The organism is Bacteroides uniformis (assembly GCF_025147485.1).
Lineage (GTDB): Bacteria > Bacteroidota > Bacteroidia > Bacteroidales > Bacteroidaceae > Bacteroides > Bacteroides uniformis.
The window spans coordinates 3893118-3918292 of the sequence record NZ_CP102263.1 but is presented as its reverse complement, the minus strand read 5'-3'; the positions used below and the strand labels follow the sequence as shown (position 1 = coordinate 3918292).

At 48.7% G+C, this 25175-nt stretch carries 21 protein-coding genes; 12 read left to right on the top strand and 9 right to left on the bottom strand.

Annotated features, from left to right (window positions below; translation table 11 throughout):
- The first annotated feature begins 78 nt into the window (after positions 1-78).
- The 5 genes from NQ510_RS15870 (at position 79) to NQ510_RS15850 (ending at position 7512) form a co-directional block, all read left to right on the top strand.
- Positions 79-684 (top strand): V-type ATP synthase subunit D, encoded by a 606-nt coding sequence (locus NQ510_RS15870; RefSeq protein WP_005827391.1) that lies wholly within the window; start codon positions 79-81, stop codon positions 682-684.
- Complete coding sequence (locus tag NQ510_RS15865; RefSeq protein WP_005827394.1) at positions 681-2507, top strand: V-type ATP synthase subunit I; 1827 nt, start codon at positions 681-683, stop codon at positions 2505-2507. The genes NQ510_RS15870 and NQ510_RS15865 overlap by 4 nt, the downstream gene beginning before the upstream one ends.
- A 33-nt stretch (positions 2508-2540) precedes the next feature.
- Positions 2541-2960: an ATPase gene (locus NQ510_RS15860; protein ID WP_005827396.1), complete on the top strand. Its 420-nt coding sequence runs from the start codon at positions 2541-2543 to the stop codon at positions 2958-2960.
- Between the two features lie 295 nt (positions 2961-3255).
- Positions 3256-4917 (top strand): glycogen/starch synthase, encoded by a 1662-nt coding sequence (locus NQ510_RS15855; protein ID WP_005827398.1) that lies wholly within the window; start codon positions 3256-3258, stop codon positions 4915-4917.
- 30 nt (positions 4918-4947) lie between these two features.
- Entirely contained in the window at positions 4948-7512 is a 2565-nt protein-coding gene (locus tag NQ510_RS15850; RefSeq protein ID WP_005827401.1) for a glycosyltransferase family 1 protein, read from the top strand.
- Positions 7513-7636: 124 nt separating this feature from the next.
- Here the strand turns inward: NQ510_RS15850 and fldA are convergent, their stop codons facing one another.
- Positions 7637-8143, bottom strand: a complete 507-nt coding sequence (gene fldA, locus NQ510_RS15845) for a flavodoxin FldA (protein ID WP_005827403.1) — start codon at positions 8141-8143, stop codon at positions 7637-7639.
- A 243-nt stretch (positions 8144-8386) separates the two neighbouring features.
- Between fldA and NQ510_RS15840 the strand changes: the two genes are divergently transcribed.
- Together NQ510_RS15840 and gpmA are read left to right on the top strand one after the other, a co-directional pair.
- Positions 8387-8683 (top strand): hypothetical protein, encoded by a 297-nt coding sequence (locus tag NQ510_RS15840; RefSeq protein WP_005837364.1) that lies wholly within the window; start codon positions 8387-8389, stop codon positions 8681-8683.
- A gap of 36 nt (positions 8684-8719) precedes the next feature.
- Positions 8720-9466: a 2,3-diphosphoglycerate-dependent phosphoglycerate mutase gene (gene gpmA / locus NQ510_RS15835; protein WP_005827407.1), complete on the top strand. Its 747-nt coding sequence runs from the start codon at positions 8720-8722 to the stop codon at positions 9464-9466.
- A 28-nt stretch (positions 9467-9494) separates the two neighbouring features.
- Here the strand turns inward: gpmA and NQ510_RS15830 are convergent, their stop codons facing one another.
- Positions 9495-10217, bottom strand: coding sequence for a DUF6064 family protein (locus tag NQ510_RS15830; protein ID WP_005827409.1), 723 nt, complete (start codon positions 10215-10217; stop codon positions 9495-9497).
- A 112-nt stretch (positions 10218-10329) separates the two neighbouring features.
- On the opposite strand from NQ510_RS15830, the gene NQ510_RS15825 reads away from it, so the two are divergent.
- Positions 10330-11676, top strand: a complete 1347-nt coding sequence (locus NQ510_RS15825; RefSeq protein WP_005827410.1) for a threonine/serine exporter family protein — start codon at positions 10330-10332, stop codon at positions 11674-11676.
- Between the two features lie 164 nt (positions 11677-11840).
- Here NQ510_RS15825 and nrdG read toward each other — a convergent pair whose 3' ends face one another.
- A complete protein-coding gene (gene nrdG, locus NQ510_RS15820) occupies positions 11841-12347 on the bottom strand; it encodes an anaerobic ribonucleoside-triphosphate reductase activating protein (protein ID WP_005827412.1) in 507 nt (168 codons plus the stop codon).
- A 137-nt stretch (positions 12348-12484) separates the two neighbouring features.
- Positions 12485-14692 (bottom strand): anaerobic ribonucleoside triphosphate reductase, encoded by a 2208-nt coding sequence (locus NQ510_RS15815; protein WP_005827414.1) that lies wholly within the window; start codon positions 14690-14692, stop codon positions 12485-12487.
- Between the two features lie 419 nt (positions 14693-15111).
- Between NQ510_RS15815 and NQ510_RS15810 the strand changes: the two genes are divergently transcribed.
- Positions 15112-16083 (top strand): uroporphyrinogen decarboxylase/cobalamine-independent methonine synthase family protein, encoded by a 972-nt coding sequence (locus tag NQ510_RS15810; RefSeq protein ID WP_005827419.1) that lies wholly within the window; start codon positions 15112-15114, stop codon positions 16081-16083.
- Positions 16084-16239: 156 nt separating this feature from the next.
- On the opposite strand, the gene NQ510_RS15805 is transcribed toward NQ510_RS15810, so the two are convergent.
- The 5 genes from NQ510_RS15805 to NQ510_RS15785 form a co-directional block, all read right to left on the bottom strand.
- On the bottom strand, positions 16240-17337 hold the full coding sequence (locus NQ510_RS15805) for a TlpA disulfide reductase family protein (protein WP_005827423.1): 1098 nt from the start codon (positions 17335-17337) through the stop codon (positions 16240-16242).
- Positions 17338-17460: 123 nt separating this feature from the next.
- Positions 17461-17964 (bottom strand): 30S ribosomal protein S16, encoded by a 504-nt coding sequence (locus tag NQ510_RS15800; RefSeq protein ID WP_005827426.1) that lies wholly within the window; start codon positions 17962-17964, stop codon positions 17461-17463.
- A gap of 175 nt (positions 17965-18139) precedes the next feature.
- Positions 18140-19450, bottom strand: coding sequence for a Na+/H+ antiporter NhaC family protein (locus tag NQ510_RS15795; RefSeq protein WP_005827429.1), 1311 nt, complete (start codon positions 19448-19450; stop codon positions 18140-18142).
- A 176-nt stretch (positions 19451-19626) separates the two neighbouring features.
- Positions 19627-21138 carry a UxaA family hydrolase gene (locus NQ510_RS15790; RefSeq protein WP_005827433.1) on the bottom strand — a complete coding sequence of 504 codons (1512 nt, stop codon included), beginning with the start codon at positions 21136-21138 and terminating at the stop codon, positions 19627-19629.
- A gap of 114 nt (positions 21139-21252) precedes the next feature.
- Positions 21253-22308, bottom strand: coding sequence for a LacI family DNA-binding transcriptional regulator (locus NQ510_RS15785; RefSeq protein ID WP_005827435.1), 1056 nt, complete (start codon positions 22306-22308; stop codon positions 21253-21255).
- Positions 22309-22649: 341 nt separating this feature from the next.
- Between NQ510_RS15785 and NQ510_RS15780 the strand changes: the two genes are divergently transcribed.
- The 3 genes from NQ510_RS15780 to NQ510_RS15770 all read left to right on the top strand — a co-directional run bounded on the left by NQ510_RS15780 (position 22650) and on the right by NQ510_RS15770 (position 24861).
- Positions 22650-23675 carry a sugar kinase gene (locus NQ510_RS15780; RefSeq protein ID WP_005827441.1) on the top strand — a complete coding sequence of 342 codons (1026 nt, stop codon included), beginning with the start codon at positions 22650-22652 and terminating at the stop codon, positions 23673-23675.
- 45 nt (positions 23676-23720) lie between these two features.
- A complete protein-coding gene (locus NQ510_RS15775) occupies positions 23721-24086 on the top strand; it encodes a four helix bundle protein (RefSeq protein WP_005827444.1) in 366 nt (121 codons plus the stop codon).
- A gap of 106 nt (positions 24087-24192) precedes the next feature.
- The gene (locus NQ510_RS15770; RefSeq protein ID WP_005827446.1) at positions 24193-24861 is read left to right on the top strand and encodes a bifunctional 4-hydroxy-2-oxoglutarate aldolase/2-dehydro-3-deoxy-phosphogluconate aldolase; all 669 of its coding nucleotides are present in this window, start codon (positions 24193-24195) and stop codon (positions 24859-24861) included.
- The last annotated feature ends 314 nt before the right edge of the window (positions 24862-25175 follow it).

Here is a 25175-nt window from a genome sequence, read left to right as displayed (position 1 = left end):
ACTGAAATTGTAAATCTGTAAATTGAGAAATTGAGTAGCTTCAGTCGTCTAATCGTAAATCGTTAAATCGTAAATAAAATGGCTATTAAGTTTCAATATAACAAAACCTCGCTTCAGCAACTCGAAAAGCAACTGAAGGTGCGCGTGCGCACACTCCCCATTATTAAGAATAAGGAGAGTGCCCTGCGTATGGAAGTGAAGCGCTGCAAGGGAGACGCTGCCGCGTTGGACGCGAGGTTGGAAAAGGAAATCCAAGCTTACGAAGCCATGTTCGCCCTTTGGAATGAGTTCGACGCTTCATTGATAAAGGTCAGCGATGTTCATCTCGGTGTAAAGAAGATTGCCGGTGTACGGGTGCCGTTGCTCGAGAATGTAGATTTCGAGATACGCCCTTACAGCTTGTTCAATGCGCCCAAATGGTATGCAGACGGGCTGCATTTGCTTAAGTCACTGGCACATACTGCCATCGAGCGTGAATTTACTGTTGCCAAGTTGAACTTGTTGGAACATGCGCGTAAAAAGACCACCCAGAAGGTGAATCTTTTTGAGAAAGTACAGATTCCGGGTTATCAGGATGCTCTGCGCAAAATCAAGCGGTTTATGGAAGACGAGGAGAACCTTTCCAAGTCATCGCAGAAAATCATGAAATCCCATCAGGAGAAAAGGAAGGAGGCAGAGGCATGATTACGAAAATGAAGAAGCTCACGTTCCTTGTGTATCATAAGGAGTACGAAGCATTTCTGGCACAAATCCGGGAACTGGGCGTGGTGCACGTTGTGGAAAGGCAGTGCGGCGAGATGGACGACACCTTGCAGCAATTCATGCAGAAGCGTACGCTCTACAAGAATATGCTTCAGAGCATGCACACCCTGGCAGACAAACAGCCGGAAGAAAAGGTGCATAAAGAGTTGTCGGCCGATGCTCTGGTGAAATTCTACGAGGACTTGCAGGCGCGGATACAAGACTTGAACCAGCAGATTCCCGCCATCGACAAGGATGTGGTGCAGATGGAAGTCTGGGGCGATTTCGATTGGAGAGCCATCCGCAAGCTGGAAGATGCTGGTTGGTTCGTGCAGTTCTATACCTGCCCGGAGAAAGACTATAACGAAGCGTGGGCAGAGGACTACAATGCCATCGTGGTGAAAGAGAACGGCGGACATCTTTATTTCGTGACCGTCACTCCCCAACCGGTAGAACTGGATGTGGAACCGCTCCGTCTACCTTCACTCAGCCTCTCCGAACTGAGCCGGAAGAAAGCCGATACGGAAGAGGCCCTTGTGCAGGCACATGCCGGATTGAAAGAATTCTGCAAAGCGAATTACTGCACGTTGGAGAAGTACAACCTACAGCTCCAGGAAGAGATAGACCTGCTGAAAGTCAAGCTGAACAGCGAACATATGGCAGAAGGTGCCGTAGTGTTGATGGAAGGCTGGATTCCCGAAGACTGCGAGGCGGATGTGAGGAAACTTCTCGATGAAAGCGGCACTTATTATGAGATAAGGGCTGCCAAGCGCGAGGACAATGCTCCCATCAAGCTGAAAAACAACGCCTATACACGCATGTACGAAGTGCTTACCAAAATGTACGGTATGCCCGAATATGCCGAGTTCGACCCGACACCGATACTTGCGCCATTCTTCTCGCTCTTCTTTGCTTTCTGTATGGGAGATGCGGGCTACGGTCTGGTACTGATTGCACTCGGGTTCATTTTGAAAAGGAAGATGTCCAAGTCCATGAAAGGCATGATGAACCTGGTGATTACGTTGGGTATATTTACGTCCGTCATCGGTGCCATATTGGGAACCTTCTTCGGTGTAAGCCTCTTTGACCTGGAGATACCCGCCAAACTGAAGGAATTCATGATTGTGGGTAAGATAGGTGAGACTACCTATGACAAGCAAATGCTGCTGGCGTTGATTATCGGTGCGGTGCACATCTGCATTGCCATGACGGTGAAGGCCGTGGGACAGACCGTTCGTTTCGGCTTCAAGGAGTCGCTCAGTGCCTGGGGATGGCTGTTGCTGGTGGTGGGATTTATCTGCACCGGCGGACTTTCCTTCTTCAAAATAATTTCGGAAGACGTGTCTACGTGGGCATTTATCGTGATTGGCGGTGTTTCTGCCATCGGTATCTACCTGCTGAACAATATCCACCGGAATGTATTTGTCAACATCGGTGCCGGAGTATGGGATACCTATAACATGGCAACCGGATTGATGGGCGATATACTTTCCTACATCCGTCTCTATGCCCTCGGCTTGGCAGGCGGTATGCTTGGAGGCGTGTTCAACCAGCTTGCCTTCATGGTGAACGATGCTGCAGGTCCGGCCCTGGGATGGCTGTTCTGCGGTCTGATACTGATATTCGGGCATACGCTGAACATTGCCATGTCTTGTCTGAGTGCCTTTGTACACCCGCTCCGTCTGACATTTGTGGAATACTTCAAGAATTCCGGTTACGAAGGTAAGGGCGAAGCCTATAAACCTTTTACAGTAGTAAAGAAATAAACAAATTAAAAAACAAATAAAAATAGAAACATTATGAATGAAATTTTAGGTTATCTCGGTCTGGGCCTGATGTTGGCCCTTGCAGGAATTGGCAGTTGCTTCGGTACAACTATCGCCGGTAGTGCGGCAGAAGGTGCGTTGAAGAAAGACCCTTCCAAGTCAGCAAGTTATATGATTTTGTCGGCCCTTCCGGCTACGCAGGGACTTTACGGCTTCGTGGCTTTCCTGATGTCCATGGGCAGGGATTTTGCTACGGACGGCCCTTTGATGCTGGGCATCGGACTGGGTGTGGGGCTGGTATGCCTGTTCTCCGCTATCCGTCAGGGACAGATTTGTGCTAGCGGTATTGTGGGTATTTCCCAGGGACACGACGTACAGACCAATACAATGATTTACGCCGCGCTTCCTGAATTCTACGCTATTTTGGCGCTGGTAGCTGCATTGATGGTATAATCCGGATTATAAGAAAATAAACCCCAGGGATTTACAATTGAAATCCCTGGGGTTTTTTGTTTAAATTCCTGGGGCTTCAACTGAAAACTCCGGGAATTCTTTTTTGAAACTTCGGGAATTTTAGACGAAAAATGCATGGATGGGCGAGCCAATGGGGCTTTTGTGGCTAAACTATGACATTCCGCAAACGATTGTTTATGCATATTTAATCAGTTTTTTCGATTAAAAGGCTATTTTTCAAAGAATAATACGTACTTTTGCAGCCGTAATTAAGATAAAGAGATTATAACATAATATGACTAAAGAACTACTTACCCCCGATTACATCTTCGAAGCGAGTTGGGAAGTGTGTAATAAAGTAGGCGGTATCTATACAGTTTTGTCTACAAGGGCAAATACTTTACAGACTAAATTTCGCGATAGATTATTCTTTATAGGGCCGGATTTCTGGCAGGGAAAAGAGAACCCTTTGTTCATTGAGTCTGATAACCTTTGTGCAGCGTGGAAAAAACATGCAGCGTTGAAAGACAATCTTTCCGTCCGCGTAGGTCGCTGGAACATTCCGGGAGAACCTATTGTTATATTGGTTGATTTCCAACCGTTCTTTGCAGAAAAAAATGAGATTTATACAGAAATGTGGAACCGCTATCAGGTGGATTCACTGCATGGATATGGTGATTATGACGAAGCATCCATGTTTGCTTTCGCTACCGGCAAGGTGATAGAGAGCTTCTATCGCTATAATTTGACGGAAACGGACAAAGTGGTGTTCCAGGCACACGAGTGGATGACCGGCATGGCCGCCCTCTATCTTCAGTCTGCCGTTCCCGAGATAGGGACTATCTTCACCACCCATGCCACGTCCATCGGCCGCTCCATAGCTGGCAACAACAAGCCGCTTTACGATTATCTTTTCGCCTACAACGGCGACCAGATGGCGGAGGAGCTGAACATGCAGTCCAAACATTCCATTGAAAAGCAGACGGCCCACTATGTGGACTGTTTCACCACTGTGAGCGAAATCACAAACAACGAATGCAGGGAATTGCTTGACAAGCCTGCGGATGTTGTGCTGATGAACGGTTTTGAAGATGATTTTGTACCGAAAGGCGCCACCTTTACCGGCAAGCGCAAACGTGCCCGTTCCACCATGCTGCGTGTGGCAAACTGCCTGCTGGGTGAGGACTTGGGCGACGATACGCTGATTATCGGTACCAGCGGACGCTATGAGTTCAAAAATAAGGGTATCGATGTGTTCCTGGAATCATTGAACCGGCTGAACCGCGATAAAGATTTAAAGAAGAAAGTATTGGCGTTTGTCAACGTGCCCAGCTGGGTGGGAGACCCCCGCGAGGACTTGCAGAAGCGCTTGAAGAGCAAAGATAAGTTCACCGAACCGTTGCAGTGTCCTTTCATCACCCACTGGCTGCACAATATGACGCACGACCAGGTGCTGGATATGCTGAAATACCTCGGTATGGGCAATCGTCCCGAAGATAAGGTGAAAGTAATTTTTGTACCTTGCTATCAGGATGGTCACGATGGCATCCTCAACAAGCATTATTATGACTTGATTTTAGGCGAGGACCTCAGTGTCTATCCGTCCTATTATGAACCGTGGGGATATACCCCGCTGGAGAGCGTGGCTTTCCGGGTGCCTACCATCACCACCGACCTTGCCGGTTTCGGACTTTGGGTGAACAGCCTGAAAAACCAGCATGGCATAAACGACGGAGTGGAAGTGCTGCACCGTTCGGACTATAACTATTCCGAAGTGGCAGACGGCATCAAGGACACCGTAGCCTTGTTCTCTACCAAGACGGAAGCCGAAATCAAGGAAATACGCAAGCGTGCAGGCCAGGTGGCAGAGCAGGCTTTGTGGAAGCACTTTATACAATATTATTACGAGGCTTACGACATTGCACTGCGCAATGCCATGAAGCGTCAACTAAAATAAAAGAATTATTAATCAATTAGTTATCATACAATGAAGATTAAAGTTAGTAATGTAAACACTCCTAACTGGAAAGATGTGAATGTGAAATCGCACATTCCCGCCGAACTGGAGAAACTGTCTGAACTGGCACATAACATCTGGTGGGCATGGAATTATGAAGCCACCGAACTGTTCAGAGACCTTGACCCTGCTCTCTGGAAAGAAGTGGGACAGAACCCCGTACTTCTGCTGGAACGTATGAGTTATGCTAAACTCGAGGCACTCGCAAATGACAAAGTTATTCTGCGCAGAATGGATGACGTATACTCCAAGTTCCGCACATACATGGATGTGAAGCCTGACAGCAAGCGCCCGTCCGTGGCTTATTTCAGTATGGAGTATGGTTTGAGCCATGTACTTAAGATATATTCCGGCGGTCTGGGTGTACTTGCCGGTGACTACCTGAAAGAAGCTTCCGATAGCAACGCCGACTTGTGTGCAATCGGTTTCCTGTACCGCTACGGTTACTTTACACAAACATTGTCTATGGACGGCCAGCAGATTGCCAATTACGAGGCACAGAACTTTGGCCAGTTGCCCATCGACCGTGTATTGGATGAGAAGGGCGAGCAGATGGTAGTGGATGTTCCTTATCTGGACTACTACGTGCATGCTTATGTGTGGAGAGTGAACGTTGGACGTATCTCTCTCTATCTGCTTGATACTGACAATGAAATGAACAGCGAGTTCGACCGTTCCATCACTCACCAGCTGTATGGCGGTGACTGGGAAAACCGCTTGAAGCAGGAAATCCTGCTCGGTATCGGTGGTATTCTGACGCTGAAGAAGCTGGGCATCAAGAAAGATATCTATCACTGCAACGAAGGACATGCTGCTTTAATCAACGTACAGCGCATCTGTGACTACGTGGCCGAAGGTCTGACTTACGACCAGGCTATCGAGCTGGTACGTGCTTCTTCTCTCTATACTGTACATACTCCGGTTCCTGCCGGTCACGACTACTTCGACGAAGGCCTTTTCGGCAAGTACATGGGCGGCTATCCTTCAAGAATGGGTATCAGCTGGGACGACCTGATGGACCTCGGACGTAACAATCCGGGCGACAAGGGTGAACGTTTCTGTATGTCTGTATTCGCTTGCAATACTTCTCAGGAGGTGAACGGTGTGAGCTGGCTGCACGGAAAGGTTTCCCAGGAGATGTTCGCTTCCATCTGGAAGGGTTACTTCCCCGAAGAAAGCCATGTGGGCTACGTTACCAACGGTGTACACTTCCCCACTTGGAGCGCTACGGAGTGGAAACATCTCTATGCTGCGCATTTTGATGAGAACTTCCTCTACGACCAGTCCAACCCCAAGATTTGGGAGGCTATCTATAACGTGTCCGACGAAGAAATCTGGAAGACGCGCATGGTGATGAAGAACAAACTGATTGACTATGTTCGCAAGCAATACCGTGAAACTTGGTTGAAGAACCAGGGTGACCCTTCACGCATCGTTTCCCTGCTGGACAAAATCAATCCGAACGCTCTGCTGATAGGTTTCGGACGCCGTTTCGCTACCTACAAGCGTGCACACTTGCTGTTCACCGACCTCGACCGTCTGGCCAAGATTGTGAACAACCCCGACTATCCGGTACAGTTCCTCTTTACCGGTAAGGCTCACCCGCACGATGGTGCTGGCCAGGGCTTGATTAAGAGAATCATCGAGATTTCCCGTCGTCCGGAGTTCCTGGGCAAGATTATCTTCCTGGAAAATTATGACATGCAGTTGGCACGTCGCCTCGTTTCAGGTGTGGATATCTGGCTGAACACTCCGACACGTCCGCTCGAAGCATCCGGTACTTCCGGCGAAAAGGCGTTGATGAACGGTGTTGTAAACTTCTCCGTACTCGACGGCTGGTGGTTGGAAGGCTATCGTGAAGGTGCCGGTTGGGCATTGACCGAAAAGCGTACTTACCAGAACCAGGAACATCAGGACCAGCTCGATGCCGCTACTATCTACAGCATTCTTGAGCAAGAAATTCTGCCGTTGTTCTATGCACGCAACAAGAAGGGATATTCTGAAGGTTGGGTGAAGACTATCAAGAACTCCATCGCACAGATTGCTCCCCACTATACAATGAAGCGTCAGCTGGACGACTATTACGACAAGTTCTACATCAAGGAGGCCAAACGTTTCAAGATGCTGGCTGCCGACGGTTGTGCCAAGGCTAAGGAAATAGCTGCTTGGAAGGAAGAAGTTGCCGAGAAGTGGGACAGCATTGAAGTGGTGTCTTGCGAAAAGACCGAAGACCTGGTGAAAGGCTCCATCGAGAGCGGTAAGGAATACACCATTACTTATGTTATCGACGAGAAGGGCTTGAACGATGCTATCGGTCTGGAACTGGTGACTACTTATACGGCTCAGGATGGCAAACAGCACGTTTATTCCGTAGAACCGTTCAATGTAGTGAAGAAAGAAGGTAACCTTTATACTTTCCAAGCTAAGCACAAGATGGAAAATGCGGGTAGCTTCAAGGTTTCTTACCGTATGTTCCCGAAGAATGCAGACCTGCCTCACCGTCAGGACTTCTGCTACGTTCGCTGGTTCGTATAAGAGCATAAAAAAGATAATGTGCCTGCGGATATGGCAGAACACATTATCTGTTCAGATAAAAGATATCATCTGCATGATGCAGGCAGACCATCCGTTTAAAGTAAACGGATGGTCTGTTTCTTTTCTAGAGCTTGCTTTTTATTTCGGCTGTCCAGGCATCAATGCGTTCGGCGGTTTTGTTACTTTCGTTCACTTCGTCGAGGGGAAGTCCTACGAATGCACCGTCTACCACGGCGATGGAAGAGGAGAAGGAATACCCGTCCGTGCTGACTTTGTTGCCCAAGAAGGTACACCCGCTATCCTTCAGGTCCTCGTAGAGTACTCCGATGCCGTCGCAGAATGTGTCGCAGTAGGAGTCGGAGTCGCCGCAACCGAATAAGGCTACGAACTTCATGGAAAGGTCGGCGCTCTTCAGTACCTTTACGCCGTCATACCAGTCGTCCTGCAGTTCGCCGTCTCCCCAAGTGGAGGTACCTAGAACCAGCACTTCATATTCCTTGATTTTATCGGCGGTCATCTTGTCAACACTATGTACGTCGGTGGAGGAAACTCCCAACTTTTCGGCTATCTGGTTAGCCAACTCTTCGCAGGTTCCGGTACTGGAACCATAAAAAACACCAGTCTTTTTCATTGTAAATAAAGTGATTAAATTGTTTGCTGCAAAGTAAAGGCTTTGCCGGAGAACGTGAAATACCTACATGTAGGGCTTTTAGTGTTGTGCCGCTCCCCATTTCGGGTTAGCTTGTGGCGTGGTTTATAGAGGTCGCGGCTACCTACTAATTGGGATGGCAGACTCTCTTTTTGATGAAAAGTAGGTATTGCCGGATTGTTAAAAATGAAGGACATTTGTACCGGTAATAATAGACAAGTGTTTATGGTTAGATTCGTACATTCCACTCATTCGCAATTCCATCCTTCCGTGGCTGGTAAGTGGCTGGTGTGGGGGACTTTGATGATGCTTCTTGCGGGGGTGGCTATCATTGTTTTTTCGGTATTCTCGCATGATGCACTCGATGCGTGCTGTAATTGCATAATCTGTACTTTCAACCGTGTCCCGAAGGAAGGGGAATATTTGTATAACCGCTACCTGCCGGTCATCAGCATGGTGTGGGTGGCGTTTCTGATACTTTTGGTATATGTGGTCCGCTATTGCATGAACAAGAGGAGGTAGCCGGGTGTTCTATAGGTAAAACTGAAAGGAGACTATATGAAAAAGATTGTTTTGCTTCGCCACGGCGAGAGTGCATGGAATAAGGAAAACCGCTTCACGGGGTGGACGGATGTTGATTTGACAGAGAAAGGCGTTGCTGAAGCTGTAAGGGCGGGTGAGCTGCTGGCAGAAAAGGGATTCCGCTTCAAGAAGGCGTATACTTCCTATCTGAAGCGTGCCGTGAAGACACTGGATTGTGTGCTGGACCGCCTCGACCAGGACTGGATTCCGGTGGAGAAATCGTGGAGGTTGAATGAGAAACACTACGGCCAGTTGCAAGGGCTGAACAAGGCAGAGACGGCTGCCAAGTACGGTGACGAGCAGGTGTTGGTATGGCGCCGGAGCTTTGATGTGGCTCCGCATGCATTGGCCGAGGATGACCCGCGTAATCCGCGTTTTGAGGACCGTTATCAAGAAGTGCCCGATGCCGAACTGCCCCGTACGGAGTCGTTGAAAGATACGATTGAGCGTATCATGCCTTACTGGAAATGTGTCATCTTCCCGAATCTGAAGACGGCCGACGAATTGCTGGTAGTGGCTCATGGCAATAGCCTGCGGGGTATTATCAAGCATCTGAAGCATATTTCGGACGATGAAATTGTGCATCTGAACCTGCCTACGGCGGTGCCCTACGTCTTTGAGTTTGACGATGAGCTGAACTTGACGAAAGACTATTTCTTGGGTGACCCCGAGGAGATAAAGAAATTGATGGAGGCTGTGGCCAATCAGGGAAAGAAGAAATGATTTTGGCGCGCGGAAGCGCGCTATTTCTTTATCCTCTCATCCCATGGAGCAGCGTCATGCTGAGCAGTACCCCGACCACTATACAGATGAGGATAAGGAACCAGTTCATGAGCCGTGCGCCCAGCTTGGTTTCCTTGTGCAAGTTCTGTTCAAAGTAGTTCTTGAAGAACAGATAGATGGCAGGCACAGTGGCGCTTGCCAGTAGCAGGTCTTCGGGAATCTTGTAGATGTAGACTTTGGAAAAGGCGATGAGCGCCCAGTGGCAAAGGAACAGAATGACGAGCAGGTTGACCCTGCGCGAGAAAGCCAGCAGCAGCCCGATGGTGAAAACTGCTACCGAGCAGGGCATCACGGTGGTGGTCATCATGGGAAATTCCATTCCGCGTGCCCACGAAAGGAGCGGGTAGAGGAAAGGCATTGCATAGAGTACCCCCACCAGTACCTTGTATTTCGGGTTGCGCTCGAACGGAGTGTAGCCGGTAAACAAATCCCATAGCCACAACACTGCAATCACTCCCCAGAAGATGGCGAGTATATGGTGGTGTCCGCGCGCTCCGCAATACATCATGTAGTACACGATGGATATCCACCCGTTCAGAAATACCATGTAGATTTTCATGGAGCGTTTTGCCCATAAGGTCGGTTTCCAGTAGAGTTGCGTGGTGAGCAGGATACCTGCTGCGGTGATGAGGAGCTGTGTCCACCAGGTGGCCTCGTTGTATTGTGCGATAGTATTCCAGAATATTTCCATTTGTGTCCATTAAAAAAACGGCTGCAAAGGTAGAGTTTTCTGCCGAAAGAATGAAATCGTTTTCTACATTTTGCCTATCTTTGTGCCTCCAAAAAAATAGGTAAAAAGATTCATGGATAAGACTTTGACTGAACAAGAGATTGCCCTGCTGCGCAGGAAACTCGATTTATTGCTTCGTACCGGACAGCTGCTGGTGGAGAGTGCGGCTGATACGAACCGTGTTGTTCGTAACCTGAACCGTGTTGCCGCCTATCTGGGGCTGCCGGAAGAAAAGCTCCACATCGACGTAAGTTATACCATGCTGGTGGTGAATGTGAGCGACGGCCTGCATTCGTTCTCCAAATTCCAGAAATGTGAAAAGCATGGCATCAACATGACGGCCATTTCCGAAATCAGCAAACTGTCCTGGCGGGCTATTGAGAATGACTATTCCCTCGACCAGTATGAGGAGGAACTGGAAAGAATCAAAAACAAGAAGCGGAACTATGTGCCATACGTTGTTGCCATCGGTGCCGGCTTTGCCTGCGGAGGTTTCTGTAAACTGTTCGGTGGTGACTGGATGGCGTTTCTGTTTACCTCTATCTGCGCTTTTGCCGGCTTCCGCGTCCGTGCCCGTTGCATGGAGTTCGGCATCAATCACTATATGAGTATTGCCATTGCCGCATTGATTTCTACCTGTCTGGCCTATGTGTCTTCGTTTGCCGGGCTCTCGGAAACTCCCTATCATCCGTTGTTGGCGTGTGCACTGTTCATCGTTCCGGGGGTGCCGCTGATAAACTTTGTGGATGATATGATTGACAATTATATCCAGGTGGGCATTGTGCGGGCTGTGAATACGGTGCTGATGGTCTGTGCAATGGCCTTCGGCATTGTAATAGCCATGCGCCTGCTGACGGTGGAGGATGTCGTGATTGACAAGAAGTTCAGCGAATTGAGTATGGTGCCTCATGACAGTTATCTGGTGTATGCCATTGCGGCGGCGATAGCTGCCATGGGATTTTCCATGATATTCAACATACAGCGGCGCTTGTTGTGGGTTGTTGCGGTGGGCGGTATCATTGCCGTTTGTACGCGTAACTTTGTCAATTTCGAATTGGGTTACGGACCGGTGATAGGTTCGTTCATGGGCAGCATGGTTGTCAGCCTGATAGCCGTGAAGGCAGTGCATTGGTTCCATGTTCCCAATCACGTACTGACGATTCCTTCTGTCATCCCGATGATTCCGGGAGTGCTGATGTATCGTGCACTTTTCGGGCTTATCAATATGCACGGTGTGGTAGGCGAGGTGACGGCGGTTGTTTCCAACGGCATCACGGCTTCACTGATTATTCTCTGCATAGCGCTGGGAGTGGCGGTGCCCAATATCTTTGCCCGCCGGTATATTGCCAAGGATAGGCAGCGCTTTCTTCAGGAGGAGCTGCAGAAGCGCAGGGAAAGAGGGAAATTTATAGAATGGTGATATAGGTGGAGGGTGTCAAAAAACTCTTAACACTTTCTTTTAGGCGCGGATTACGCGGATTTCACGGATTTTGTTTATTGAATCCGTGTTATTCCGTGTAATTCGCGCCTGATATTATAACATTATAAAAGTGCTCATATATTTTTGAAAACTTCTCTTCTTTTTTAAATGCCCTTTTTCGGATTATAGTGGTAAATGACGGTTTCGCCTTTTTGCAGGGATGTTTGTACGTCAATCAGACGCTGGTTGCGGCTTCCCCGGAAATAGAGTTCCTCATCCCTCAGTTCTTTCTTGAATTTGCCGTCCACCAGTACGTCGATGTACTTCAGCAGTTGGGCTTGGCGCGGGTTGCGCAGTAGTTTTTCGAAAGTATAGCCCGTATAGCACCAGATGTTTTTCCGGCTCCGCTCCTTGATGGCATGCGCCAGTTGGGTGAATCCTTCCGGCTGGAACATCGGGTCTCCACCACTGAAGGTGACGTCTGCAAAGTTGTCGGCAAGGACTTTTTCCAGAATCTCTTCCGTACTCATCCAGTGCCCGCGGTTGATGTCCCACGACTCCGGATTGTGGCAACCGGGACAACCGTTGGGGCATCCGGCAGCATAAATGGCGGTCCGGAAGCCCGGACCGTCTACTGTGGTATCTTCTAAAATGTCGAGAATAGAAAGCATGAGTAGGGAATTAATAATTAAAAATTAAACATCGCAGGTAGGAAGCTGAACATTAATCATTAAAAATTAAACGTCAACCATTAAAAATGAAGCTCCGCTTTGCACTGCGCAGCCCTTTAATTTTTAATTTTCAATTTTTAATTATGAACGACCCTGTCGTTCAACTCTGCCAGCTTGGCATTGTTCCAGCGGTCGGTTGTCCCCACCAGGTAGCCGGTGATGCGTTGCAGCTTGTCGATATGCTTGCTGCCGCACTTCGGGCATTCTTCCAGGTTTGGGGTGGAGTTTTCGTGGCCGCACTCCAGACAGCGGTTACGGTTGTGGTTTACCGAACCGTAGCCGATGTTGTATTGGTCCATCATGTCCACTACACGCATAATGACTTCCGGATTGTGGGTGGCGTCACCGTCTATCTCCACATAGAAGATGTGTCCGCCGCGGGTCAGCTCATGATAAGGAGCCTCCACTTCCGCTTTGTGGCGGGCGCTGCATTTGTAGTATACGGGCACGTGGTTGGAGTTGGTGTAGTAGTCACGGTCCGTAATGCCCGGCAGCGTGCCGAACTTCTTACGGTCGATGCGGGTGAACTTGCCCGACAGCCCTTCGGCAGGAGTGGCAAGCACGCTGTAGTTGTGCTGGTATTGCTCCGAGAACTGGTTGGCACGGTCGCGCATATAGGTCACGATTTTCAGTCCCAGCTCCTGGGCTTCGCCAGATTCGCCGTGATGTTTTCCGAGCAATGCCACGAGACATTCTGCCAACCCGATGAAACCGATTCCCAGTGTTCCCTGGTTGATGACGGAAGCAATCGTATCGTTCGGTTTCAGCTTCTCGCTGCCTATCCACAAGGCAGACATCAGTAGCGGGAACTGCTTGGCGAAGGCGGTCTTTTGAAACTCCATGCGCTCGTGCAGCTGGCGTGCGGTCACTTCGAGCATACTATCCAACTTGGCAAAGAACCGGGCGATGCGCTGTTCTTTGTCTTCGATGTTCATGCACTCAATGCCCAGACGGACGATGTTGATGGTAGAGAAAGAGATGTTGCCGCGTCCGATGGAGGTCTTCGGTCCGAAACGGTTTTCGAATACACGGGTACGGCATCCCATGGTAGCAACTTCATGCTGGTAGCGTTTCGGGTCATCGGCTTTCCAGTCCTCGCTTTGGTTGAAGGTGGCGTCCAGGTTCAGGAAGTTCGGGAAGAAACGCCGTGCCGTCACCTTGCAGGCCAGTTGGTAGAGGTCGTAGTTGCGGTCTTCAGGCAGGTAGCTCACACCCCGTTTCTTTTTCCATATCTGGATGGGGAAGATGGCGGTTTCTCCGTTTCCTACCCCTTGATAGGTGCTTTTCAGCAGCTCGCGGATGATGCAGCGCCCCTCGGCAGAGGTGTCTGTGCCGTAGTTGATGGAGCTGAACACCACTTGGTTGCCGCCGCGTGAGTGGATGGTGTTCATGTTATGGATAAACGCCTCCATGGACTGGTGCACACGCGATACGGTCTTGTTGACGGCATGCTGTACGATGCGGTCCTCGCCCGTCAGTCCGTCCAACGGCTGCAGCAGATAGTCGGCCAGTTCCTTCTGATAGAGATGGGAATAGTCTTTTCCATTCAGTTCTTCCAGGTTCTTGACTTCCTCGATGAAGCTGTTGCGCACGTAGGGGGCAAGGTAGAAATCGAATGCAGGGATGGCTTGTCCGCCGTGCATCTCGTTCTGGGCTGTTTCCAGCGAGATGCATCCCAGGATACTGGCAGTCTCGATGCGTTTGGCCGGGCGCGATTCGCCGTGTCCGGCAGAGAAGCCGTATTTCAGAATATGGTCCAGCGGATGTTGCACGCATGTCAGGCTCTTGGTGGGATAATAATCCTTGTCATGGATGTGCAGATAGTTCTGGGTGACAGCATCCAGCACTTCTTCACTCAGCAGATAGTCGTCCACAAAAGGCTTGGTGGTTTCGCTGGCAAACTTCATCATCATGCCCGCCGGGGTATCGGCATTCATGTTGGCATTTTCGCGTGTGATGTCGTTGGACTTGATGTTAATGATTTCCAGGAACATGTCGCGCGTCTTTGCTTTGCGGGCAATGCTTCGCTGGTTGCGGTAAGCGATGTATTTCTGGGCAACGTCCTTGCGGCTGCTCTTCATCAGCTCCACTTCCACCAAATCCTGGATGGCTTCCACCGTCATCTGCGAATCTCCCTTGAAAGAGATGCGGTCCGTAATCTGGTGTATCAGTTGCAGGTCTTCCCCCTTGTCTGTATGCAACATGGCTTTGCGGATGGCCGTTGCTATTTTTTCTTCGTTGAATCCGACAACGCGCCCGTCGCGCTTGAGTACTGTCTGTATCATAACCTTTTATGCTTAAATGTGACTGTCTTTTTTAGTTTAATTGCGGAAACAAAGATATTATAGTTATTGATAGGTTTTGCTTTTTGGAAAACTTTTTGTAGTTTAAAAAGTGTTAATCTATTGATTATTAATGATATAATTGTTTAAAGTGGAAAACTTCTAATGAAAAATAACTTTTAAAGTTATTCATTACTGATTATTATTGCATGCATAAGCATCATCTGATTTCGAAGTGTCAAATGAAGATAAATCTTTTGGGCAGATTGTGAATCTTCGATTTTTTTAGTTATATTTGCAACGAATTGGTTTATTTAAGGTTTTTAGTCCTTGATAATACTTCTTGTTGCCATTCGATTGTATTGCTTTGCTGCTCATGGTATTGGGGCAAAAGTATCATTATTATAATAATCAAAGAAAGGATGAACATGGCAAATGTATTTCCTCCGTTTAAAATTGATATAGCTGGGGCTTTTTGTGTACCTCGTGCATTGAAGGATGTCCGCGAGCAATATCAGAACGGGCAGGTGAGCCGGCAGATATTGCAGGCTGTTGAAGATGCGGAAGTGCGCAGTCTGGTGGAACGGCTGGAGCTGGGAGGCATGAAGGTTGTTTCCGATGGTGGTTTCCGAAGTCGCGATTTTTTGGAAAGCTGGGAGGGTATTTGTTCCAAAGACGGCCGGCCTTTCTCCGAAGGCTCTCCTTTGGAGATTACAGGACGGCTCAGTTTGCTACGGCATCCTATTCTGGAAGAATTCGCATTTCTTGATTCCATTGTGGACGGAGGGGTGATGAAAAAACAGCATATCCCTTCGCCGGCAGAGGTTATGACCCAGATTATTCAACGTGTGGAGCGGACTCAGATAGAAACCGTTTACTCCGACATCCGGCTTTTGACGGATGATATTGCTTCCTGCTACAAATTTTTGCTTACCAAACTTTATGATGCAGGCTGCCGCTACGTCCAGTTCGACGGGGTACATTCGGTGATAATGGAAGATACCATCCGGCTCAACAACCGGGTTTTGCGTGAGCGTCCTGCAGGGATGTATGTTGCATTCCATGCACCTACGGATATGCTGGTGCAACTGCATGGGGCCGATGCTTATTTCCTGAATTACGACTGTGGCGCGTGCGACCGTAACCGTCTGCTCTGGTTCATACACGAGAAGGAAGCGGTGTTCGGTTTCGTGCTGTCCCATTATCCTCAGGAAGACGAATTGGATGAATTGCAGGCGAAAACCGAAAGTGTATTGAACTATATTCCTTTGAAACGTTTCACTTTATGTCTGCCGGATGCCAATGCGCTTCTTTCGCCTTCGGAGGCCGATGAGGAGAAACAGTGGGAAACCGTAAGGTTGGGGATGGAAATGGCTGCGCGTATCTTCTCTTGAAAAACGCCGCATTCCATCATTCCGAATGCCACACTTCAGCAAGGAAAATGCCACATTTCACAGAGGTAAATGCCATTGATTGGGCCTCGTGAAGTGTGGCATTTCGATTGACGAAGTGTGGCACTCCTTTTTTAGTTTCCGGTGTGTCCGGTTTTATTATTTGACAGCTTCGGCTATCTTTTCCTGAAGCTCGTCACCGTGCAGTCCGCGTGCAAGGATAGTTCCTTCACCGTCAATCAACACAGTGTGGGGGATGCTGCTTACGGCATAAAGCTGTGCGCCTTCGCAGTTCCAGTATTTCAGGTCGGACATTTGCGGCCACGTGATGTTCAGCTTCTTGATGGCTTCTTTCCATGCGTCAGCACTCTGGTCCAGAGATACGCCTACAATCTCGAAGTTCTTGTTCTTATATTTGGCGTAAGCTTCCACCAGGTTGGGCATCTCGCGACGGCAGGGGCCGCACCAGCTTGCCCAGAAGTCAACAAGGACAACTTTGCCCTTGCCTACGTAGTCGGACAGTTTTACCGTTTTTCCTTCCGGCGTCTGCATCTCGAAGTCTGTAAACTTCTGGCCTACGGCAGTGGCTTTCATCTTTTCAACGTTGTTCTTTATCTTGACGATGGCTTCGTCGTTGTCGTAAGCTGCAGGGATTTGGGGCATCAGCGGGTCGAGGTCTGCCACATCCATGTAGTAGTAGTTCTGCTTCAGCAGGAGTACACCCACCGGGTTGGTGATGTTCTTGTTGATGCCGGCTTTGATGGCGGATATCATGCTGTTTTCCAGATTTTCCATCTCTTTGCCTTTAGCCTCGCGTTGTTCGTCGGTCAGTGTGGTGTCCGACATGGATTCGTAGATGCTCATCATTTGTTTGTTCAGACCGTTGATTTGGGCTCTGATTTCCTGGTAGGCATCATTGTTGGCAGTACCGGTGGCAGAGTTGTTTTCCTGCGACAAGTTGATTTTAATCTTGCCGTTTTCCAGGAAGAAGTCGATGGCTGCGCCGTCTTTTCCTTCGGCTTTGTAGGAGATGTAGCGGTTGACAGCAGTATCTTGTGTACCCTTGAAGGTAAATGTTCCATCTTTGATGACAGCAGAGTCCAATTTTACGAATTGGCGTCCTTCCACGGTTTCCAGATATACGGTGTCGCCGTCGGCTGCACCCTCTACAGTTCCGGTTACGGTGTAACCGTTGTTTCCACTGTTACAAGCTGTAAATACAGCGGCTACAGCGAGCAGATAAGTAAACTTTTTCATTGTTTGTTTTTTTAATGAATGATTATAGCTGCAAATATAGTAATAAAAAATCCCCTCCGATATGAACCGGAGAGGATTTTTATAGTTTTAATCCCATTTTTAGCGATAACGCTGTGCTTACTATTATTCGGCAGCAGCTTCTTCAGCAGCAGGGGCTTCTTCGGCAGGAGCCTCTTCGGCCGGTGCTTCGGCAGCGGCTTTTGCAGCAGCTTCAGCAGCTTTCTTTTCAGCCAGTGCTTTTGCTTCAGCTTTCTTAGCTTCGTCTTCCTTAGCCTTCAGAGCAGCCAAACCGCTTTGTTTGTTGTTCTTCCAGGCTTCGAACTTAGCATCAGCTTCAGCTTCGCCGAATGCGCCTTTCGCTACACCGCCCAGCAAGTGCTTCTTCATGTAAACACCTTCGCGAGAGAGGATGTTACGAACTGTGTCAGTAGGTTGTGCACCCTTCAACACCCAGTCAAGTGCGCGGTCGAACTTCAAATCTACTGTGGCAGGATTGGTGTTAGGATTGTAAGTACCAATCTTCTCAATAAATTTACCATCACGTGGTGCTCTTACGTCTGCAATAACGATAGAGTAGAAAGCGTAGCTTTTACGTCCATGTCTTTGCAATCTGATTTTTGTTGCCATTTAATTAAAATGTTTTTAGTTAATGATTTGAATTATGCTACTATCTCGTAATAGCGAGTGCAAAGGTAAGAAAAGATTTTGAGTTTTGAGTTATGAGTTATGAGTTATTTGTTGGCACGAGGGGTGTTTTTTTTAAATGTTCACACAACGTCACCCATAACTCATCACTTGTCACTCATCCTTCTCCCGAGTATTTCCTGGGGTATCTCAGCAGAATGGCGAGTATGGCGCATGTTCCCATGCAGAAGGGGTAATACAGGTTTCCGATGATGCTGATGGGTGAAATGCCGGCAAGTCCGGAGGCTATCAGCATTTGCGCTCCGTAGGGGATGATTCCTTGCACGAGGCATGAGAAGGTGTCCAGTATGCTGGCTGTTTTCCGGCGGTCCAGGTGGAAGCGGAGGGCGATGTCCTTGGCTATGGGGCCGGTGGTGATGATGGCAATGGTGTTGTTGGCGGTGCAGAGATTGGCGATGCCGACCAGGGCGGCGATGCTGAATTCGGCTCCCCGCTTGCCGCTGACGTGGCGGGTCAGCCGGGAGATGATGAAGTCGATGCCGCCGTTGTAGCGGATGGTTTCGAGCATGCCTCCGGCCAGCAGGGTGATGATGATGAGCTCGCCCATGCCGGTGATGCCCGTTCCCATGGCTCCGAACCAGTCGAAGAAGGCGGTGCCGGTATAGATACCGATAATTCCAGTAGAGAGGATGCCCAGCAGCAGTACCAGCATGACATTGACGCCTGCTACGGCCGTACCCAGTACGATGAGGTAGGGGATTACTTTTATCCACTCGATGGTCTGTACTTGTGGTGGGGCAGAGACGGACAGTCCTTGAAAGATATAGATGCCCAGTATGATAAGTGCTGCCGGTACCACAATCATAAAGTTGACGCGGAACTTGTCCCTCATCACGCAGTCCTGCGTCTTGGTCGATGCAATGGTGGTGTCGGATATGAAGGAAAGATTGTCTCCGAAGAACGAGCCTCCCACCACGATGGCAACCATGTAGGGCAGGTCGATGCCCGTCTTTTCCGCCAGCCCCACGGCTACGGGAGTCAGTGCGACGATAGTTCCTACGCTTGTTCCTATCGAGAGGGAGATGAAGCAGGCGGCAATGAAGATGCCCGCCAGCAGCAGGTTGTCCGGTAGTATATGTAGGGTCAGATTTACGGTTGCATCAATGGCGCCCATCTGCTTGGCGCTTTGGGTGAATGCTCCTGCAAGGATGAATATCCATACCATCAGCATGATGTTCTTGTTGCTGGCGCCTACGGAAAACTGATAGATGCGCTGTTCCAGATTCAGGCCGCGCGTGATGGCGATGGCATAGCAGGATGAGGCGAGGAAGGCTACCGTGATGGGGACTTTATAGAAGTCGTTCACCAGGAGCGAGGTCACCAGGTAGAGGCAAAGGAACACCGCCAACGGGCTGAGTGCCCACCAGCCGCCTTTGGTTTTAGGGGTTGTATCGGTTGTTGCTGACATAGTTGTATTGTTTGGTTGAGATTAATGTTTCACCACAGATTTCTATCTTTCAATCAATTCCATGTTAATCGGTGTTATCTGTGGTGAAATCAATTCCGCCGCAAAGGTAACAAAAACAAAGGGCGGCACAAAATGGTTTTGTCCCGCCCTCCATCTATCAGCCCTTAATTTTCAATTTACAAAGTTACTCCGGTCTTGAAGATGGCTATTTCCTTGTAGCCTTTCTTTTCGTTGTTCACGAATTCACCGCTTGCTACTTTGATGATATATTCGATGAAGCGTTCGCAGGTTTTCTCCATCGGTTCGTTCTCGACGATAACTCCGGCGTTGAAGTCTATCCAGCCCGGCTTGTTCTTTGCCAAAGTGGAGTTGGTGGAAATCTTCATGGTCGGCACATAGGTTCCGAAGGGGGTTCCGCGTCCTGTGGTGAACAGCACCATGTGGCATCCGCAAGAGGCAAGGGCAGTGGCGGCTACAAGGTCGTTTCCCGGAGCAGACAGCAGGTTCAGTCCCTTTACTTTCAGGCGTTCGCCATATGGAAGTACCCCTTCCACGTAGCTTGTGCCGCATTTCTGTGTGCATCCCAAGGCCTTGTCCTCCAATGTAGAGATGCCACCCGCCTTATTTCCCGGAGACGGGTTTTCACCTACCGGTTCACCGTGTGAGAGGAAATATTCCTTGAAGTCATTAATCAGCTTCACCGTGTCCTCAAACAGCTCTTTGGTGCGGCAGCGGTTCATCAGTATGGTTTCTGCGCCGAACATTTCCGGCACTTCCGTCAGTACGCTGGTGCCGCCTTGTGCTACGAGGAAGTCGGAGAACATGCCCAGTAGCGGATTGGCGGTGATACCGGAGAAACCGTCCGAACCGCCACACTTCAGGCCTACGCGCAGTTCGCTTAAGGGAATATCCTCGCGCTGGTCCTGGATGGCTTTGGCATAAAGTTCGCGCAGCAGTTCCATTCCTTCTTCGTATTCATCACCCACTTTCTGGGTCACCATAAACTTTACGCGCTCCTGGTCATAGTCTCCCAGGAACTCGCGGAATACATCCGGCTGATTATTCTCGCACCCCAAGCCTACCACGAGTACGGCTCCCGCATTGGGATGCAGCACCATGTCGCGGAGGATTTTCTTTGTATTCTCGTGGTCGTCGCCCAACTGGGAGCAGCCGTAGTTATGGGGATAAGCCATGATGGCATCCACGCCCTTTCCGCCCGTTTCGCGGCGCAGGCCTTCGGCAAGCTGGTTGATGATTCCGTTCACGCAGCCCACTGTCGGAATAATCCATATCTCGTTGCGCACACCTACGTCGCCGTTCTTACGTTTGTACCCTCTAAAGGTCAGGTTTGGCGCGCCGGTATTGAGGTTTAGGGTTGTAGTATTGAGGTCTACGTTGACGGGGTTGTAAGTGTATTCCAGCAACCCGGACAAGTTGGTCTTGATATTGTTTTCATTCATCCAATCCCCCTGCTTCTGCGCTTTCCGGGCGTGGCCGATGGGATATCCGTATTTAATGACGTTTTCGCCTTCCGCAAAATCTTTCAGTGCAAATTTGTGTCCGGCAGGAACATCCTCATTCAAGGTGATTTCCTTTCCGTCCACCGTGAGTTTTTCACCGGCCGGGAGTGCTGTGATGGCCACTGCAACATTGTCGGCAGGGTTGATTTTCAGGTACTTTGCCTCCATCTTTTAAATTTCCCATTTACCATTTACAATGTACAATTTGGCTGCGCTGCATTAGTATTAGTCCCCTTCCGCATGGCCGAATTGTACATTGTAGATGGTGCATTGTACATGTAACTATTTATTGTAATAAAACTCTATATTCTCCTTCGTCAGCAAGTCAATCGGCATGAAGTTCTCCCTTGTGATTTCCTTCTTCAGAATCAGGTATTCGCACAAGGCCTTGATGCCGTCGAATCCTTGCAGGGTGGGCTGCTGTGCTATGAGGAAGAAGATGCTTCCCTGCTTCAGGCAGTCTACGTTGCGTTGCAGCAGGTCATAGCCCATCAGGTTGAAGCCCTTTTTCTCTTTCTTCAGCAGGTATTCCCCGATGATGTATGCTTTGGAGTTGAAGGTGATTCCGTTCTTTACGGTAGGATGCTCTTGGAAGAACTCGTCCAGCATCAGTGTGTCCTCGCTGTCGCGCTTGGCATGCAGGTCCAGTTCCCAGATGCGGCAGGCGGGATGATGCTCCTGCATGTATTCGCGGAAACCTATTTCGCGGCGTTCCTGCTGGTTCGACCCCACGATGCCTTCATTTATCTTGCGGAAGATGACGATTTCCTGCGCGTCTTCTCCGGCAAGCAGCATCAGCATGCGGGCGGCAAAATATCCGCTCTGGTGCGAGTTCTGCCCGTAGAAGGAGAGGGCGGGCTCTTCCTTTATGTTGGAGTCTATATATATATAAGGTATATTATGTTGCGTCAGCTCATCCGTGAAGGGCTTGGTGTATTGCGGAACGGTGGGGGCAAACATCACTCCGTCCGGCTCCAGTGCCAGAATCTGTCCGGAGGCTTCCGCGAATGAATGATAGTCATACGGGTCATAGTAGGAGAGGTGCACGGCCACGTTGAAGTCAGAGTAAGTCTCTACGGCGTTGTGTATGCCCGTCTCCACGTCTGTCCAGTATTCGCCTTTCTCGTGCAGTGGCAGCAGGCAGGCAAATGCGTACTTCTTGTTCGAAGCCAGTGCACTGGCATACATATTGGGCTGGTAATCCAGTTGTTTCAGGATTTCTTCCACCCGCTTCCGGCTGGACTCGGACACACCGCTACGCCCGTGAATCACACGGTCGACGGTTCCCACGGATACATCGGCCATCTTGGCGATATCCTTTATTCTGACTCTTTCCATCTGTATATTTACGATTTAACGATTTACGATGTACGATTGATGTTGCTTTGGCTACGATTCTACAATGTAATCTCAATCGTCTAATCGTAAATCGTCCCATCGTACATCTTCTTGTGCTCGCACACAATTATAATCTTAATATTTTCGATACAAATATATGATAATTTTTTGTATTTCAAAAATTGTTGTATCTTTGTGCCCGTACACGAAGACTATGAAGAACGAATATTATTTTGATTTACTCTCCATAGTTTCAGATGTTTAGGTTCTGTTTATACCTCGAAATGATAAATTGAAAGGAAACAAATTAATTTCATATTAAAATAAAACATAGAAAGATTATGGGAAAGAAAGTAGTTACATTAGGTGAAATCATGCTGAGGCTGTCTACTCCGGGAAACACCCGTTTTGTGCAGTCCGACTCTTTTGATGTGGTATATGGCGGCGGCGAGGCCAACGTGGCTGTCAGCTGTGCCAACTACGGACATGATGCTTATTTTGTAACCAAGTTGCCGAAACATGAAATAGGCCAGTCGGCTGTCAACGCATTGCGCAAGTATGGTGTAAAGACAGATTTCATTGCGCGTGGTGGTGACCGTGTAGGTATCTACTATCTTGAGACCGGTGCTTCCATGCGTCCCAGTAAGGTAATCTATGACCGTGCACACTCTGCCATTGCCGAGGCAGATGCGGCAGACTTTGATTTCGATGCCATCATGGAAGGTGCAGACTGGTTTCACTGGTCAGGTATCACTCCCGCCATCTCCGACAAGGCCGCCGAGTTGACCCGCCTGGCTTGCGAGGCTGCCAAACGTCACGGCGTTACGGTGTCGGTAGACCTCAATTTCCGTAAAAAACTCTGGACCAAAGAAAAAGCCCAGTCCATCATGAAGCCTTTGATGCAGTATGTGGATGTCTGCATCGGCAATGAAGAGGATGCTGAACTCTGTCTGGGCTTCAAGCCCGATGCAGACGTGGAAGGCGGCAAGACGGACGCTGAAGGCTACAAGGGAATCTTCAAGGCGATGGCGAAGGAATTCGGCTTCAAATACGTAATCTCTACGTTGCGCGAGTCTTTCTCCGCTACCCACAACGGCTGGAAAGCAATGATTTACAACGGCGAGGAATTCTACGAGTCAAAGCGTTACGACATCAATCCTATCATCGACCGCGTAGGTGGCGGCGACTCTTTCTCAGGTGGTATCATCCACGGCCTGCTGACAAAACCCAACCAGGGTGCCGCCCTCGAATTTGCAGTAGCCGCTTCCGCCTTGAAGCACACTATCAACGGTGACTTCAACCTTGTTTCCACAGAAGAGGTAGAAGCGCTGGCAGGAGGGGATGCAAGCGGACGAGTGCAGAGATAAGTTCATTTACAATTTATCATTTACAATGTACAATTTGTGCTGCTGATGAATCGAGATGATATGAAAAACCGCTTGAAGATGTTTGCGGTACGAATAATAAGGCTGGTAGACAAGTTGCCTAATACATCAGCAGGTAGAGCTATTGGCAACCAGATTGTCCGTTCCGGTACTTCTCCCGGTGCCAATTATCGGGCAGCTTGTGTTGGAAAATCAGACAAGGATTTCTTAAACAAATTAAAAATGGTAGAGGAAGAACTTGATGAAACGGCCTATTGGTTGGAGCTTATAATGGAATTGGAACTTGTTAAACCTGATTTGTTGCAGGATTTGTATCTTGAAAACAAGGAGCTTTTGAAGATTGTAGTAAAATCTATACTCACTATGCGTGATAAAGTAAATGGTAAAGTATAATATATAGAGGTAAGTATAATATATTAAGTAATATGACAATTAAGCATTGTACAAGTAGTCCGCATGGTAAATTGTACATTGTACATTGTAAATAGTAAATAAAAAGATGAGTAAATTTGATAAAATCTCAGTATTGAATAAGATTGGTTCTACCGGCATGGTGCCCGTCTTTTATCATAAGGATGCAGAAGTTGCAAAGAAAGTTGTAAAGGCTTGTTACGATGGAGGTGTTCGTGCGTTCGAATTCACGAACCGTGGTGACTTTGCCCACGAGGTGTTTGCGGAAGTTGTGAAGTTTGCGGCCAAAGAGTGCCCGGAGATGGCTATGGGTGTAGGTTCCATCGTTGACCCTGCTACTGCGGCGCTGTATTTGCAGTTGGGTGCATGTTTCGTTGTAGGCCCGTTGTTCAACCCGGAGATTGCCAAGATTTGTAACCGTCGCCTGGTAGCCTATACTCCGGGATGCGGAAGCGTTTCAGAGGTAGGTTTCGCGCAAGAAGCAGGGTGCGACCTCTGCAAGATATTCCCGGGCGACGTGCTTGGTGCCAAACTCGTGAAAGGTCTGCTGGCTCCGATGCCCTGGTCCAAGCTGATGGTGACCGGTGGGGTGGAGCCGACTCAGGAAAACCTGACCTCCTGGATTAAGGCGGGTGTGTTCTGCGTAGGTATGGGTTCCAAACTCTTCCCGAAGGATAAGGTCGCTGCCGAAGACTGGACTTACGTTACAGAAAAATGTAAAGAAGCTTTGGGGTATATTGCCGAAGCAAGAAAATAAATAAGAAATTCATTTTGTTTAAAGGTGTTTAAAGGGGACAGCTATCGAAGCGTTTCGGCGCTTCGGTGGCTTGTTTTTTACTGGAAAGTATACTCCCGATGAACAATAAAATGTTTATAAGTGTAAACTGTACCCTTAAACTCTAAAACAATGTTATAAAACGCGCGAAAAATGTGCCGGCGTTTTGCGCGCGCGGATAAAACACTTACCTTTGCAGTGCAGTTGGGAAACTGCATTTGGATTTGATAAATAACAAAACAGTTTTCAATAAAGGATATTAGTTATTAGGTAAAAGGATTGAAAATAGATTTTTT

Bases quoted from the DNA above. Each gene is read 5' to 3' on its own strand.
- fldA (WP_005827403.1), bottom strand. From the start codon at position 8,143: ATGAAAAAGACTGGTGTTTTTTATGGTTCCAGTACCGGAACCTGCGAA.
- NQ510_RS15825 (WP_005827410.1), top strand. From the start codon at position 10,330: ATGGATAAGACTTTGACTGAACAAGAGATTGCCCTGCTGCGCAGGAAA.
- NQ510_RS15775 (WP_005827444.1), top strand. From the start codon at position 23,721: ATGAATCGAGATGATATGAAAAACCGCTTGAAGATGTTTGCGGTACGA.
- NQ510_RS15850 (WP_005827401.1), top strand. From the start codon at position 4,948: ATGAAGATTAAAGTTAGTAATGTAAACACTCCTAACTGGAAAGATGTG.
- NQ510_RS15795 (WP_005827429.1), bottom strand. From the start codon at position 19,450: ATGTCAGCAACAACCGATACAACCCCTAAAACCAAAGGCGGCTGGTGG.
- nrdG (WP_005827412.1), bottom strand. From the start codon at position 12,347: ATGCTTTCTATTCTCGACATTTTAGAAGATACCACAGTAGACGGTCCG.
- NQ510_RS15805 (WP_005827423.1), bottom strand. From the start codon at position 17,337: ATGAAAAAGTTTACTTATCTGCTCGCTGTAGCCGCTGTATTTACAGCT.
- NQ510_RS15840 (WP_005837364.1), top strand. From the start codon at position 8,387: ATGGTTAGATTCGTACATTCCACTCATTCGCAATTCCATCCTTCCGTG.
- NQ510_RS15870 (WP_005827391.1), top strand. From the start codon at position 79: ATGGCTATTAAGTTTCAATATAACAAAACCTCGCTTCAGCAACTCGAA.
- NQ510_RS15800 (WP_005827426.1), bottom strand. From the start codon at position 17,964: ATGGCAACAAAAATCAGATTGCAAAGACATGGACGTAAAAGCTACGCT.
- NQ510_RS15830 (WP_005827409.1), bottom strand. From the start codon at position 10,217: ATGGAAATATTCTGGAATACTATCGCACAATACAACGAGGCCACCTGG.
- NQ510_RS15855 (WP_005827398.1), top strand. From the start codon at position 3,256: ATGACTAAAGAACTACTTACCCCCGATTACATCTTCGAAGCGAGTTGG.
- NQ510_RS15790 (WP_005827433.1), bottom strand. From the start codon at position 21,138: ATGGAGGCAAAGTACCTGAAAATCAACCCTGCCGACAATGTTGCAGTG.
- NQ510_RS15770 (WP_005827446.1), top strand. From the start codon at position 24,193: ATGAGTAAATTTGATAAAATCTCAGTATTGAATAAGATTGGTTCTACC.
- gpmA (WP_005827407.1), top strand. From the start codon at position 8,720: ATGAAAAAGATTGTTTTGCTTCGCCACGGCGAGAGTGCATGGAATAAG.
- NQ510_RS15865 (WP_005827394.1), top strand. From the start codon at position 681: ATGATTACGAAAATGAAGAAGCTCACGTTCCTTGTGTATCATAAGGAG.
- NQ510_RS15785 (WP_005827435.1), bottom strand. From the start codon at position 22,308: ATGGAAAGAGTCAGAATAAAGGATATCGCCAAGATGGCCGATGTATCC.
- NQ510_RS15815 (WP_005827414.1), bottom strand. From the start codon at position 14,692: ATGATACAGACAGTACTCAAGCGCGACGGGCGCGTTGTCGGATTCAAC.
- NQ510_RS15810 (WP_005827419.1), top strand. From the start codon at position 15,112: ATGAACATGGCAAATGTATTTCCTCCGTTTAAAATTGATATAGCTGGG.
- NQ510_RS15860 (WP_005827396.1), top strand. From the start codon at position 2,541: ATGAATGAAATTTTAGGTTATCTCGGTCTGGGCCTGATGTTGGCCCTT.
- NQ510_RS15780 (WP_005827441.1), top strand. From the start codon at position 22,650: ATGGGAAAGAAAGTAGTTACATTAGGTGAAATCATGCTGAGGCTGTCT.